Origin of the sequence: Algoriphagus ornithinivorans, assembly GCF_900115305.1 — a bacterium.
Taxonomy (GTDB): Bacteria; Bacteroidota; Bacteroidia; order Cytophagales; family Cyclobacteriaceae; genus Algoriphagus; species Algoriphagus ornithinivorans.
In genome coordinates this window covers 18,140-33,056 of the sequence record NZ_FOVW01000004.1, presented here as the reverse complement: position 1 = coordinate 33,056, position 14,917 = coordinate 18,140, and the positions used below count along the sequence as shown (strand labels likewise).

Sequence of the window (14,917 nt, the reverse complement as noted above, 5' to 3'; positions counted from 1 at the left end):
GGAGGGATGATCACCAAGCGATATTTAGAAAAGGTGCTGAATAGCTGCATATGAAAAAAATCTTTGACATAATTTTTTATGTTTGAGGTAGTTTCAACACACCAATATTTATATGCAAGTTCCTACAGATCATTTTAACTGGGAATATATATAAGTGAACTTCAATATTTGATCAGGGAAAAAATAAAGGATTAACAAGTATTTTTTTTATAAAATAAAAATTATCATTGAACTTTTACAAGAATGGTTAAATTTGTAAAAGCTCAATCATCAAACTATAAAGGTATTTTTTCTTTTTATTTTAACGTACTTAGGCCTAGGATTCGCCTTTGGACAAACTTGGACTGGATTAACCAACTCTAATTGGAATGTCGCGTCCAATTGGGCACCTACAACTGTCCCCGGTCCCGGATCCGACGTGGTCATTTCAAATCCTGCAGCCCCAAACCCCCTAATAATGACTGGTAATATTACAGTCAGAGATTTTACCATTATTGCAGGAAGTTTAGATTTAGGGGGCTATCAATTGAGTGTAACTAGAAATTACCGTTCTAGAGGAGGGACTATCAGTAATGGTGCAATCACAGCTAATAGTTATGTGGATTTAGAAAATACTACATTCAATGGAACAGTAAGCTTGATCAAAACAGGCTCGTCGAATGACAATAACAGTGGTGGAAACATATTCAATGGACCGACTACAATTAGAAATGATAGCAATAGATTTTGGCGATTATCCAACGGATCTGGTGATACTTTCAATTCTACTGTTCGATTTACTAAAGGTTCAACTGGGAATTTGCAAATTGCTTATACAAGCGTAAGCCAGTTTAACGGAACAATTACATTAGACAATTTTGCTAACAATGGTTCAATAAGTTTTGGATTAGGAGGTGGTTCTTCAACATTAAATTCTGGTGGGCTGATCAATGGATCATTTTCAGTCGGAAGCTTGGATATAAGAAATTTCACTCAGATTCAGACTGCCTCAAATGGATCATTTCAAGTTGCCAGTTTTACAGTTACGAATTCTATTTTTTTAGGCGACTTTTCGGTAAACTCTAGTGGAAATGTAATTTTTATTGGGGACAATATATTCGATGGTAATAATTCATTTATATCCGGAGGGAATTTAGATGCAGATGGAATAAATCAATTTAGTGTCAGACCTGGAACTAGTACAAGCTTTGTAAAAAATGGAGGTGGAAATGACGACTGGCAAGGAGGGAATACTTTTGGCACTGTAAGTTTTACAAATAATACCAATAGCCGATTTAGAATTGCCAATGCAACAGGTGACACCTTTTTGCGTGGCTCCAGTTTTTCAAATAATGGTACAAACTTTTTGGGAATCGCATATTCAGGCACAAATAGTTTTGCGGAAACCATTGAGATTAACAACTCAAATGGAGGAGGTAGTATTAGATTTGGAGAAGGAGGAGGAACTTCTACCCTGACTTCTGGAGCTGTAGTCACAACTGCATATTCATCAGGTAACATTTTGGAATTCAATAATTTCACCCAAGTTCAAAACATAGCAAATGGTGATTTTTCAGTTAATACATTTACCTCCATTAATTCATCATTTCAAGGAGACTTCACAGTTACTGCAAATACTATCAATTTCACAGGTACCAATACCTTTGCCAGAAACGGAAACTTTACAGGAGGAAGCATTCAAATGACCTCCGCGGGGAACAGTTTTGCAGTCAATGGCGGAGTGGCTCGATTTATAAAAAATTCAACGGGGACTAATAACAATTGGTTTGGGGGAAACACTTTTGGTACTCTAGAAGTAATAAATAACTCCAATAGTAGGTTACGATTAGCAAATAATCAGGGAGATAGTTTCAATTCCACAACTGTTTTTTCAAACAACGGTACAAACTTTCTAGGAATAGCCCACTCAGGAACAAATGATTTTGCTCAACAGATAACTATCAATAACAGCAATCCAAACGGAACTGTGAGATTTGGAGAGGCGGGAGGAACCTCAGTACTACAAGTAGGGGGAGTTATCACCAATGATTTTTCGACAGGAAGCTTATTAGAATTTAATAATTTCACTCAATTGCAAAATTTCCCAAATGGTAATTTTACAGTCAGCACCTTTACCTCAAACAACTCTATATTTCTTGGAGATATTGGAGTGACATCTCCAGGGACAATTAATTTTCAGAATTCAAATACGTTCGCAAGAAATGGAAATTTTATTGCAGCTAATTTTACATCCAATGGAGCAAATAATTTTTCAACCTTAGGAGGAGTTGCAAATTTTACCAAAACAGGAGGTGGTCACAATAATTGGACAGGGGGTAATACTTTTGGTGCCGTTAACTTTACAAACAGTTCAAACTTCAGACTGAGACTAGCTTCTACAAACGGAGATACTTTCACTCAGCAAGTCAGCTTTATCTCAACCTCTAGCGGTTCAATTGAACCGGCTTATAATAATATCAGTACGTTTGCAGGCAATATTTCTACTATTGGTTCAACTATCCCAATTTCATTTGGACTAGGCAACGGAACAGTAGAGATAAATGGAAACTCTTCTCAAGAATGGTTCGGAGATGTTTCAAATTCTCCGATTGTCCTACGAATTTTAATGAATACCTCGGGATCCTTGAGAATGCGAGTACCTATGCTGGTGGATATAAATGCCAATTTTTCAAATGGAATAATTTATACCGATCCAACAAACATTATTTCATTTGATGACGGGGTAAGTTCTGCAGCCATTGTTAATACTTCAGATAATAGCCACATTGATGGGCCTGCAATCAAGATCGGAAATGATAATTTCGAATTCCCCATTGGAAACGGAGGCTACTTTGCACCATTGACCTTAGGTGGGGCTGGTGGTGCGGCAAATAATGACGTTTATTTAGCCCAATATTTTAGAATCCCTCCTGTAGACATACCAACTGATACTAGTTCGAGAGATGCATCGATTGGCCTAATGAATAGAGTCGAACATTGGAATTTGGAAAGGAGAAACGGAAGCCTCAATAGAAGTATCACCTTGAGCTATAGTGCCCCACGTACATCACCTATAATCGATTTTACTGAGCTAGTAAGTATTTGGTGGGATGGAACTTCTTGGGTCAACCTCGGTGGAACAGTAACAGGAAGTTCGAGTGGCGGAACAATTTCAGCAGGTAATACCACAAACCTTGGTTTACTATCGATTGGAAATTCATTTAGAGTTCTTCCAATTGAGCTTATGGAATTTAAAGCAACCCAAATTAGAAATGAGAAAATAAAAATTTCTTGGAAAACATTAACTGAAAGGAATAACTCTTTCTTTACTTTAGAAAAATCAGAGGATGGTTCAACTTGGAAAGTTATTTCGATTATTCCAGGTGCTGGAGATTCTTCCGAACTCTTGCACTATGAATTTGATGATTTGGATCCAAGGTATGGGCGCCAATACTATAGATTAACCCAAACTGATTTTGATGGAAATACGGAAATTTTTCAAGTGATAGGAATTAGCCTTATTCAAGAAAATAATAAATATCCTTCTTTTGACATTTTCCCGAATCCAAGCACCGGTAATATTTGTTTAAAAGCTATGAATATCAATTTAGAGGATGTGACAGGTATATTGGTGGATATCTCAGGTAAGGTAATCCTTGATAATTTAAAAATGGATAATAAGCGTCATGAATTTGACCTTACCCACCTTCCTAGAGGTGTTTATTTCCTTCGTTTGTATTCACTTCGGGGCCTTGAGGTTAAAAAAATTGTACTCAATTAATTTTTGAAACTATAGTACGGAATTATAAAATCGAAATAAAAAAAGCTCCAAATGGAGCTTTTATATTTTAAACAAAGAATTTCAGTTTAATAACTTCCTTTTCGGATAAGAAACGATAATGTCCCCGTTTTAGGTCTTTTTTATCCAATCCAGCAAACATTACTCTGTCCAAGGCAGTCACTTCATAGCCAAGGTGAGCGAATATTCTTCTTACAATCCTGTTTCGTCCAATGTGAATTTCAAGACCTAGAATTTTACGATCCTTAGAAAGCACTTGCATGTCATCTACATTAGCAGGACCATCTTCCAATGTCAAACCTTCCAAAACAGCTTCTTCATCCTTTTTGGTCAAAGGTTTATCTAAGGTTACCTGATAGATTTTTTTGATCTCATTGGAAGGGTGAGAAAGCTTGGCAGCCAATTCTCCATCATTGGTAAATAATAGTAGTCCCGTAGTATTTCTATCCAATCTACCTACTGGAAATATTCTTTCTTCACAGGCATTTTCCACCAACTTCATCACTGTTTTACGCTCCATCGGATCCTCGGTCGTAGTGATAAAGTCCTTTGGCTTATTCAATAGAACATACACCGGCTTTTCAGGATTAATTCTTCTTCCTTGATAAACTACCCGATCCGCTTTCTTTACTTTATATCCTAGCTCAGTAATGACCTCATTATTCACTGTGACCAATCCCTGAGCGATCAATTCGTCGGCCTCTCTCCTACTGCAAATTCCGGAATTGGCAATGTATTTATTCAATCGAATTAAATCAGATCCTTCTGACCCCTTAGATTTTTTCGCTGGCAAAGCATCGAAATTATAATCAGGACGGTTTTGATCCATTTCAAAGCGACTGGGACGGTTTTTCCCAAAACCCTTTTTCCCTGCAGGCTTAGGGCTTCTGCCTACTTCCTTTTCTCCATAAATAGGCTTTTGATCCTTCCCTCTTCCTAAATAAGCTCTTGGCTTATCTCCTTCAGGCTTTGCTTGGAAATCTTTCTTGAATGATTTTTTGAAAGGCTCTCTTTTGAAGTCGCCTGATTCGGAACCTGATTCAGGCTTAGCTCCAAAAAAGCGTTTTTTCTCCGTTCCTTGACTGGAATTGGAGAATTTTCCCTCATCTTTTCTAAAATTTGGTCTCTTCCCAGGCTTGTCTTCTTTATCCCATTTAGCTGAAGTGTCAGATTTTTTCCAATCTTTTTTTGGTCCAAAACTCTTTTTATCGGAGTCTTTTGAACCAAACTTGGACTTAGGAGCCGGCTTGCCTTTTTGGAATTTTTTGGAATCTGAGGATTCAGATTTTTTAGAGTCAAAAAATGGTTTTCTTGAATTATCTTTTTTCATAAGTATGCAACATCACTGCTGTATTAATTTTTAACTGATCATCCGCAAATCCTTCCAATTGACATATTTTCTTTGTTCATCGAGCTAGAAGACAGAAGACTGAAGACCGAAGTTTTCGGATTCTGATCCATAAGGCTAAAACTGAACAATTTTTCCCATTCAGCGGAAAAAAAGCGGATATACATAAACTTTAAATAAACAATTGGATTTCAATCGTTTAATTGGGCTGCAAAGATACAGCCATTCCAAGGATATTTACTAGTTAAGTAAGAGATTTACTTGTTTTTATAATGGTATTCTGTTGCTTTTCTTACTGAACCTTGAGAAAGGAGCAATTCTCTTGCTTTTTCCTCGTCCAAGCCCGTAGCCTCCATGATCATCAAGGTTCCTCTGTTAATTAGCTTGGCATTGGAAAGCTGCATATCTACCATTTTATTCCCTTTTACTCTTCCCAATTTGATCATCACCGTAGTAGAAATCATATTCAATACTAATTTTTGGGCAGTTCCAGCCTTCATTCTAGTGCTTCCTGTGACAAACTCGGGACCTACGACTACTTCTATTGCAAAGTCCACTTCCTGACTTAAGGGAGAATTTGGATTACAGGTAATGCAGGCAGTTAGAAGTTCATTTTCTTTGGCTGTTTTCACACCTCCAATTACATAAGGAGTCGTGCCAGAAGCGGCTATACCAATGATTGTATCATCTGGGTTGAATCCATATTCCTGAATATCTTTCCAGGCTTGATTTGCATCATCCTCGGCATTTTCTACGGCTTTGCGTATAGCGGCATCCCCTCCAGCTATCAATCCAATGACCCAATCATGAGGCACTCCATAGGTGGGAGGGCACTCTGAGGCATCCAAAATGCCTAACCGGCCAGAAGTACCGGCACCAATGTAGATTAGTCTCCCTCCCCTTTCCATCCTCGGAACAATCTCTTCTACCAGGGATGTAATGACTGAAATAACCTCTTTGACAGCCTCAGGTACTCTATGATCTTCCCGGTTAATATTTTCCAATAATTCCGGAATAGACATTTGCTCCAGATTATCATAGTAAGAGGTACTTTCTGTCACTTTCATTTTTGATAGATTTTTTTGGGTCGCTATATCTTTTTTGAATGCTCCAAACCAAAGGAATGAGGACTCTTTTCCCTAGAATAGATTTATAATTTATTCTGATGATACAGAGTCAATCCTGCTATAGGGCTTTCTATTATCAAATTTACTTGTAAGCCTTGATCCCTTGCTGCTTTTCTCAAAATATCTGAGTTATAGAAGGCAATGGAGCCGACAAAATTAACTTGTTTAGACTTGCAGTCTTTATACTTAAAGATATGCTTTTCGAAGAATTCAATAAAAGAATCATAGAATAAGCGATAGCAGTAAGGGTTGGATGCATGTTCCGTAATAAATCTACAAAAACTAGCCATGTACCTATTAGGAAAGGGCTGCCTGTAAACATGATCCTGTATGATTGCCTGCGTTAAATGAAATCTAACCTTCAATTCCTGAAAGATTTCAGAGGGCATTTCTTGGTTGATAAAATCCCGGAGTAGCTTTCTGCCAATATATCCTCCACCTCCTTCGTCCCCCAGAATATATCCCGGAGCGGGTCTGGAATCCACAATTTTTTCTCCATCATAATCGCAGCTATTTGAACCTGTGCCCAAAATACAAGCTATCCCGGCCTGATGTCCACAGGTAGCATGAGCAGCAGCAGCTAAATCATGATCAATTTCTATAGCAGAATCAGGAAAAATGGATTTTAAAGCTTGTACAACTTCAGCTTTTCTTTCAGGTGCGGAACAGCCTGCACCGTAGTAATAAATCTGCTCAATTTCATCAGATAGATTCTGAAGAAACTCATCCCGCATTTGAATAGCCATTTCTTCGGCAGTCTGATAATATGGGTTGAAGCCAACACCTCTATGCTGGGAAATCTTTCCATCCTGATGAATTACTCTCCAGTCTGTCTTACTGGAACCACTATCTGCTATTAATATCATTTCAAATCAATCGCCCTATGGGCTGAAATTTTTCAAAAACTTTTTCTGTATGGGGAGCATCTTTCAATTCCTCCGTCAGATCCTGTCCAGCCCAATGCTCATAGTGAGTGCCCGTCTTCCAAAGTCTGGATGCACTTACATCGTATATCAAACCCTTGTAAGAGACCCATACTTCCGGCTTGTCTTGCCCATTCCTCAAGGCCAATTGTTGCCTCGTGTACTCCTTCATTACAATAACTTGATCTGAGCATTAATCCAACGCTCCGGAATTTCTCCTTTTTGTGCAACTTGATAATCAGAATAACTACAAGGAACTGTACTTACCCTATCAAACTTCTCCGTTTCATTATGGGGAATCTCCATCCACCATTTTCCGCTTCTTTTACTTTTATAGAAGACCAGAGTATTAGGCTTCGTATCTAGAGAAACCGTGTATTTGGTATAATCGCTACTCTTGAAAGAAAGACTGTCTTTTCTGGAATAAAAACCTTCGATGAAATACCAGATCATGACAGCGCTAACTTTAGCCGTCTTGTTGGAGGCATCATCAAAATAAGGTTCGTAACCATAAATTCCAATGGAACTCAATTTCTCATTCATGCCGGCAAACCAGCAGATTTGACAGGCTTCTTCGGCTGTCAATCCAAATGGCTGCGGATCCACAGCTCCTGGAGCATCAGAGGATTGAATCGCACATAGATCAAAACTCAAAAAGTCAGCATTTCTGATCAATGGCTCAATTTCTTTAAATTCTTTCCTAACCATTCCCAACCTCATGTGATCAAAATAGAGTTTCTCTACCACATTGATCAAAGAAGGATCTACCAAAAAGCTTTGATAAGCTAAATGAGAATAGGAAAAGAGGAAATTCGGCTGATGTAAGATAATCTCCTGCGTGTGTTGGTCTGAAAGTGGCCCCTCTTCTTCCATGTCCAGTTTGGCGTCGACAGTCAAAAGGCTAACCAGCTTTTTCATTTTTTGATAGGATAGATACTGGCCATAATCCAAATCATGAGTGCCCCCAAAATAAATCGGAAGGATTTGTTGCTTCATCAAGAACTCCCCTACCTTTTGCATTTTTTGGTAAGTTTCCTCTAAGGTTTCTCCTGGGATTAGATCGCCTAAATCGGCTACTCTGTAAGGACCAACTCCGCGCTTTAATTCATACAGTTTTTCACGGATTTCAAGGGAACCTCGCTCTACACTTTCGGACTTTTGAATTCCTCTGGCTTCTTTAAGTCCTACCAGGGCAATTTGAATACCCTTGAGATCAGGGAATTCTTCTCCATACCAGTGAATTTGACGGAAAAAGGAATTTTCCGGATATTTTTTTTGCCAAAGAAAGTCCGCAACGGGATCGAAAAAAGATTGAATATTCATAAGGGTGTGATGTTGGGTAAAAATAATCAAAAATGTGACCACAAATAAAAAATCCCGCCGAAGCGGGATTTTAAGTTTTGATTATCCTCCGAAATCATCGAATCGGATATTTTCTTGAGGAATTCCTAAATCGTCTAGCATTTTAAGAACCGCTGCGTTCATCAAAGGAGGTCCGCAAAGATAGAATTCTACCTCATCTGGCTCAGGGTGATCCTTCAAGTAGTTGTCGTACAACACTTGGTGGATGAAACCTACATAGCCATCACCTTCTTTATCGTCCAAAGACTTCTTGATTTTCCAATTGTCTTCAGGAAGCGGTTCAGAAAGACCGATGTGGAAATTGAAATTAGGGAATTCTTTCTCGATATCTCTGAAATGAGGAACATAGAACAATTCCTTCTTAGATCTACCACCGTACCAGTAAGACACTTTTCTATCAGTTTTCTCTGTATGGAAAAGGTGGAAGATATGAGATCTCAATGGAGCCATACCAGCACCACCACCAATGTAGATCATTTCTCTTTGGGTCGGGTTGATATGGAATTCACCATAAGGTCCGGAGATCATTACTTTATCTCCTGGCTTTCTTGAGAATACGTATGAGGAACAAACTCCTGGGTTGACATCCATCCATTTGTTGTTTGCTCTATCCCACGGTGGAGTAGCAATACGGATTGTCAACATGATGATATTACCTTCAGCAGGGTGGTTGGCCATGGAGTAAGCTCTGAAGAGCTCCTCGTCATTTTTCATGACTAAGTCCCAAAGACCGAACTTATCCCAATCACTCTGATAAACATCATCTGGGTGACCCAATTCTGGATGCGGAGTGATATCCATATCCTTGAAGTTTACCGTGATAGCTGGAACGTCAATCTGGATATAACCTCCGGATTCAAAGTCTAGGTTCTCACCTTCTGGCAACTTAACTTTAAATTCTTTGATGAAAGTAGATACGTTGTAGTTAGACACAACTTCACACTCCCACTTCTTAATTCCGAAGATTTCTTCAGGTACGCGGATTTTCATATCCTGCTTTACCTTGACTTGGCAAGCCAATCTCACATTAGATTGCTGCTCTGCTCTGCTTAGGTGACCAACTTCAGTAGGAAGAACTTCTCCTCCACCTTCTTCCACGACACACTTACACATAGCGCAAGTACCCCCTCCACCACAGGCAGAAGGAAGGAAGATTTTTTGGTTACCAAGCGTAGACAGCAAACTTACCCCAGCTGAGGTAGTGATAGCATTGCTTTCATCTCCGTTGATGACAATTTTCACATCTCCTGAATTAACCAGTTTGGACTGGGCGAACAAGAGAATAAATACCAGTAGCAATATGATTAAGGTAAATGCTACAATGGATGTAATAATTACAGAACCCATGAAATTTTGGTTTTACTTTTCGTATGGATTGATACCCGTTTTCGGTGCACAAATATATCTATTAATCAATAAAACAGGCCAATTTGCTTTTCAAATTTGAGCCTAATCGAGCATAGATTTTTTTTAGATAACTGATTAATTGTTCAAGAGGTTTAACAAAGTGGTCAACCTGCTTTTCAACTGTCGTCTATCGATGATGAAATCAAGAAATCCGTGTTCCAAAACAAATTCTGAACTTTGAAAACCTTTCGGCAAATCTTTACCGATTGTCTCCCGAATTACTCTTGGACCGGCAAATCCGATCAATGCTTCAGGCTCAGCGATGTTAAAATCACCTAGCATAGCATACGAGGCAGTTACGCCTCCGGTTGTCGGATCTGTTAAAAGTGAAATGTATGGAATAGCTGCCTGATCCAACAGGGCCAATTTGGCAGAAGTTTTTGCCATCTGCATAAGAGAGAAACCAGCTTCCATCATTCTAGCACCACCTGATTTGGAAATCATTAAAAATGGCACTTTGTTTTTCAGGGAATGATCAATTGCTCTGGCGATTTTTTCTCCAACTACAGAGCCCATAGAACCCCCGATAAAATTGAAATCCATACAGGCCACTACCAAATCAAGCCCGTTCATTTTACCATAAGCAGTCCTTACGGCATCATTGAGTTCGGTTTTATCTATAGTAGCAGCAATTCTGGAAGTATAAGGTTTCGTATCTGAAAACTTCAAAGGGTCTCCAGACTTCATGTCCTTGTCTAATTCCGTGAATTTGTTGTTATCAAAAAGGATTTCAAAATATTCCTTGGATCCGATTTTTACGTGGAAATCATCATCAGGGCATACATAAGCGTTGTTTTTTAGCTCTCTAGTATGAATGATATTTCCATTGGGAGTTTTGAACCACAATCCATCCGGCGCATCTTTCTTCTCTGCTGTGGAGGTTTTGATCCCTTTATCAGTTCTTTTAAACCAAGCCATATTGAGTTTTTAAAATGATTTTTGACGAGTCAAAGGATACAAATTTAGTCCTTATATCTGTGAAATAAAACTGATCCTCATTTCTCTCCTTCACATGGGTATGAAAAACCTCTAATTTCATTCCTGAAGTATTCCTTTTAGAGGCCACAAATTTTGCTTTATTTTGAATAGGTCTTCAAGAAATATTTTCTTTTAGATTTAAGTAAACCCAAAATATTCCTCATGAATCTTGCTCTCCTGCTTGTCCTTTCAGCCATCATTCTGATTCTTGCATATAAATTTTACGGAAGCTATGTGTACAAGAAATTTGGACTTTCCGATGAGAATAAAGCGCCTTCTCATACGCTCAGAGATGGGGTAGATTATGAGCCAAGCAAGCCAATAGTGGTTTTGGGACATCATTTTGCTTCAATTGCAGGGGCTGGGCCTATCGTAGGACCAATCATCGCAGTTACTTTTGGATGGATTCCGGCAGTTCTATGGATTTTGATTGGGGGAATATTTTTTGGTGCAGTTCATGATTTGGGGAGTATGGCAGCTTCCTTGCGAACTGAAGGTAAGTCCATAGGTGTGATCATCAGAAAACAAATAGGTCTCCAGGGAAAGCAACTTTTTGTCATTTTCAGTTTCTCTACCCTAATTCTAGTCATTGGTGTTTTTGCAGATATTATTGCCAAAACTTTCGTCAGTAATCCCGGTGTAGCATCCGCCTCTATCTTTTTCATTTTTTTAGCTATTGCATTCGGAATGGTCAACAGAGCGGTAGGAGATAAAAAAATCACCTTTATAATTATAAGTGTGGTAGGGGTAATCTTGATGTACTTTTTTGTGTACCTCGGCATGCAAGTTCCATTTGTATTGGATTATAAAATCTGGATTTTAGCCTTGCTGGCTTATGCATTTATTGCTTCTGTCACGCCCGTTAGTCTATTACTTCAGCCAAGGGATTACCTCAACAGCTTTTTACTCTATGGGATGATGATCGCAGCCATCTTGGGTGTTTTCATTGCCAATCCTGAAATTAAAATGAGTTCGGAGGTGACAGTTTCCACGGAAAATCTTGGCTATATATTTCCTGTTTTATTCGTGACTATCGCCTGTGGAGCAATTTCCGGCTTTCACTCTTTAGTAGCCTCAGGTACTACTTCCAAACAATTGGACAAAGAATCTGATGCTAAGGTCGTAGGATTTGGAGGGATGCTAATAGAGTCCTTTTTGGCCATTATATCAGTTGGTGCAGTAGTGGTATTGACCAAAACAGAGTACTTAGAAAGATTGGCAGGAGAAGGACCTGTTTCACTCTTCTCAACTGGTTTAGGTGGAATGATTGCCAGTTTAGGAATTTCTGAATCTTTTGCTGTAGGTTTTGTGGCCCTAACCGTATCCGCATTTGCCCTGACTACGCTCGACACTTGTACCCGTTTGGCTAGGTTTACCTTGCAAGAATATTTTGAAGACCTTCCCCAGCCCAGTGCCAAATACATCTCCAATAATCGATTTATTAGCACAGGTTTAGTCGTAGTTTTTTCTGTTCTTCTGTTGCTTTCGGGAGAGTTTACCACTCTTTGGCCAATATTTGGGTCAGCAAACCAATTGTTAGCAGCCTTAGCACTCTTAACGATTGCAGTGTGGATGATTCGAAAAAAGAAAAATGCACTCTTCGTTACGCTTCCCATGTTTTTCATGTTTACAGTAACATTGGCCTCTTTGGGTTTATTTGCATGGAAAAACTTTCAGGAAGAAGTCTATGTCTTATCCATCATCGCTGCTTTACTTTTTGTATTAGCGATTTCGCTGATGGTATTGGCAACCAAGAGTATCAAAAAAGAAATCAAAGAGCCTTCTAAAGCCCTTTGATTTCTACTTCATTTATAAAGTATTAAAAACCTGAGGCACCTTTTTAGGTATTCTCCAGGCTAGGGAAAAATTGATCACATAATCTGCAAAGGCAGCATCTCCATGTCTTTTGTTTTCAGGAGTAGAATCAGCTATATCAGTAAGACTTCTAGTTCTATTTCTAACCAAAGCTAAAGGCACAGTCAATGTCCCAGTTAGATTTTTGAGCATATAGCTTGCTCCAGGTTCTACCGAAATGACATAGCCTGGTCTACGAAAGCCATCACTTTCGCCCAGTAAATCGCTTACAGGAATACCCTCTATTCTACCTCCAAGCAAGAAACCTAAACCATGAACTTGCTTTACAGAATAAAAAGCCCCTCCGCGAAGCGAATATTGATCAGGAACACTCATAATGGATTCACTTTCTCTGCTTCTGAAGGTCCTTGTGCCATTCGTGTTTTTTGGGTTAAAGAGATAGAAACCACTGTAGTACGCGAAAAGGGAGGAATTTATACCCCAGATACCCTGAAAATCCACATTGAATCCGAATCCACCATCTCCTAACTGTATAGATTGATCAACGGGCCGAATTTCAGGTTGACCTCCTACACCTACATTGTAGAATGTATCCTCTGCCCGGAAATTTCCACTGGGAAATTTGATCCCTAAACCGACAGCCATATTTCCTTTTCTTTTTTCTGACTCGGGAAACAACCAGTAGCCAGCACCAATTCTAATATCACCCAAACCCGAACTGTATGTAGTGTGACGTTCAGTTCTTCCATGTTCATATAGAGAGGAGCGTTCATTATATGCAAAAGGGATAGAAGCCAGCGCATAAATTCTTGAAGTAAAGGAATAACTGACAGTAAGGTCCATCCCATGAGACCAATTGATCACCTGCGTTCCATTCTCTATCCTTTCAGGCTCCTCATGAGTTCCCCGGAAATGACGAAACGATTTAAAATATCGGTAATTAGCACTGATGTTCCAATCTCCTTGATTTTGAAAATTACCTTGTCCCACAGCATTGCCAACTCCAGAAAATTGGCGAATGGCTACGCATCCTTGAGCATAGCCAAATTCCGGGAATAGAAACAAATAAGCTCCAATTATCCCGGATAGAAATAATTTTTTCATGATAAATAACGTAATAGGTTGAAAAGGCAACAGGATACTGAAGCCTTAAAAAGAAGTAGATAGAGCTAAATGCCCCCTAAGATGAAGTTCAACCTAAAAACTGGGGAGGCGGGGAATCAAGTGTATAAAATGGATTTTGATAAGGTGAAAAAATAAACCCTAGTGTTGTAACAGAAGCCTTTGAATTGACCCCTTGAAATTCATGCGAAACTGTTTGAATATAGTCTTTTACAAAACTTTTGAATGATTTTGAATTAGACTGTTCTGAATCAAAATCGCCGTCTGTAACTGCAGAAATCCATTTTTGAACAGTGGATTCTAGTGATTTTCTAGCAGTATCTGGCACATAAATAATTTCCAAGGAATCATTTTGGTACCGCTGCTTAATAGCTCTATAAAATTTCCCGTCTTTTTCGAAGCGCGTATTTGTATTTTGAAAGTGCTCTTGATTAGACATATAAGGCGCAGAAAGTGGAATGACCATCATTCGCTCTTCCAATCCTTTTATCTGATCTGTATAAATTTTCTCAGTCCACTTGGATTCTAAATGGTATTGATGAGAATAATAAAATAGATAGTAGCCAAAATGATAACTGGCAAAGCAAACCAAAAGCAATATGGATACTACTGATCTCAAATGGATAAATTTTCAGAAATTACTTATAAAATTCTGACATTATCAAAGGATGTATATATAATATTCTGAAAATCCTTAATTACACCATTTACTATATTTTTTTGAATGACTGGACACTTCTACTTCGCTCAGAGCAATCTACTGAAGACAGAAGACCCAGCCACAGTTGGCAGGCGAAGCTCCAGGATTCTAATCCTCTGAGCTGACAATAAGCCGTATTTCCCTTTAACGTTAGAAAAGCCTTTTATGCACGAAAAAGAAATAGCAGAAGAGATAAGATCAAAAAAGGTATTCCGTAGATCTTTAAAACCTTCAGCCTATTGAACCTATCTAAAAACCACAAAACGATAACTGGCCTAATCAAACCCAAAATCAATCCCAGTAGGGCTAATGCCCAAAGCATAAAAATCAAAAAGAGTATAGCTTCTAACATCCTTC

11 protein-coding genes are annotated in these 14,917 nt (G+C 38.7%); 2 read left to right on the top strand and 9 right to left on the bottom strand.

What is annotated here, in order from left to right:
• The first annotated feature begins 457 nt into the window (after positions 1-457).
• Positions 458-3,760 carry a T9SS type A sorting domain-containing protein gene (locus BM073_RS06415; protein ID WP_091652128.1) on the top strand — a complete coding sequence of 1,101 codons (3,303 nt, stop codon included), beginning with the start codon at positions 458-460 and terminating at the stop codon, positions 3,758-3,760.
• 67 nt (positions 3,761-3,827) lie between these two features.
• Here BM073_RS06415 and BM073_RS06410 read toward each other — a convergent pair whose 3' ends face one another.
• The 7 genes from BM073_RS06410 to accD form a co-directional block, all read right to left on the bottom strand.
• On the bottom strand, positions 3,828-5,108 hold the full coding sequence (locus BM073_RS06410) for a pseudouridine synthase (protein ID WP_091652124.1): 1,281 nt from the start codon (positions 5,106-5,108) through the stop codon (positions 3,828-3,830).
• A gap of 275 nt (positions 5,109-5,383) precedes the next feature.
• The gene (gene murQ / locus BM073_RS06405; RefSeq protein WP_262481187.1) at positions 5,384-6,220 is read right to left on the bottom strand and encodes an N-acetylmuramic acid 6-phosphate etherase; all 837 of its coding nucleotides are present in this window, start codon (positions 6,218-6,220) and stop codon (positions 5,384-5,386) included.
• A 56-nt stretch (positions 6,221-6,276) separates the two neighbouring features.
• Positions 6,277-7,119, bottom strand: coding sequence for an N-acetylglucosamine kinase (locus BM073_RS06400; RefSeq protein WP_091652113.1), 843 nt, complete (start codon positions 7,117-7,119; stop codon positions 6,277-6,279).
• A gap of 1 nt (position 7,120) precedes the next feature.
• Positions 7,121-7,348 (bottom strand): cytochrome b5 domain-containing protein, encoded by a 228-nt coding sequence (locus BM073_RS06395; protein WP_091652109.1) that lies wholly within the window; start codon positions 7,346-7,348, stop codon positions 7,121-7,123.
• A complete protein-coding gene (locus tag BM073_RS06390; protein ID WP_091652106.1) occupies positions 7,348-8,499 on the bottom strand; it encodes a formimidoylglutamase in 1,152 nt (383 codons plus the stop codon). The genes BM073_RS06395 and BM073_RS06390 overlap by 1 nt, the downstream gene beginning before the upstream one ends.
• An 81-nt stretch (positions 8,500-8,580) precedes the next feature.
• Complete coding sequence (gene nqrF, locus BM073_RS06385; protein ID WP_091652104.1) at positions 8,581-9,885, bottom strand: NADH:ubiquinone reductase (Na(+)-transporting) subunit F; 1,305 nt, start codon at positions 9,883-9,885, stop codon at positions 8,581-8,583.
• A gap of 135 nt (positions 9,886-10,020) precedes the next feature.
• Positions 10,021-10,863, bottom strand: a complete 843-nt coding sequence (accD, locus tag BM073_RS06380; RefSeq protein ID WP_091652101.1) for an acetyl-CoA carboxylase, carboxyltransferase subunit beta — start codon at positions 10,861-10,863, stop codon at positions 10,021-10,023.
• A gap of 222 nt (positions 10,864-11,085) precedes the next feature.
• On the opposite strand from accD, the gene BM073_RS06375 reads away from it, so the two are divergent.
• Positions 11,086-12,720 carry a carbon starvation CstA family protein gene (locus tag BM073_RS06375; RefSeq protein WP_091652098.1) on the top strand — a complete coding sequence of 545 codons (1,635 nt, stop codon included), beginning with the start codon at positions 11,086-11,088 and terminating at the stop codon, positions 12,718-12,720.
• A 12-nt stretch (positions 12,721-12,732) separates the two neighbouring features.
• Here BM073_RS06375 and BM073_RS06370 read toward each other — a convergent pair whose 3' ends face one another.
• Together BM073_RS06370 and BM073_RS06365 are read right to left on the bottom strand one after the other, a co-directional pair.
• Positions 12,733-13,842, bottom strand: coding sequence for a hypothetical protein (locus BM073_RS06370; RefSeq protein ID WP_091652092.1), 1,110 nt, complete (start codon positions 13,840-13,842; stop codon positions 12,733-12,735).
• Between the two features lie 88 nt (positions 13,843-13,930).
• The gene (locus BM073_RS06365; protein WP_139217456.1) at positions 13,931-14,479 is read right to left on the bottom strand and encodes a hypothetical protein; all 549 of its coding nucleotides are present in this window, start codon (positions 14,477-14,479) and stop codon (positions 13,931-13,933) included.
• Positions 14,480-14,917 lie beyond the last annotated feature (438 nt).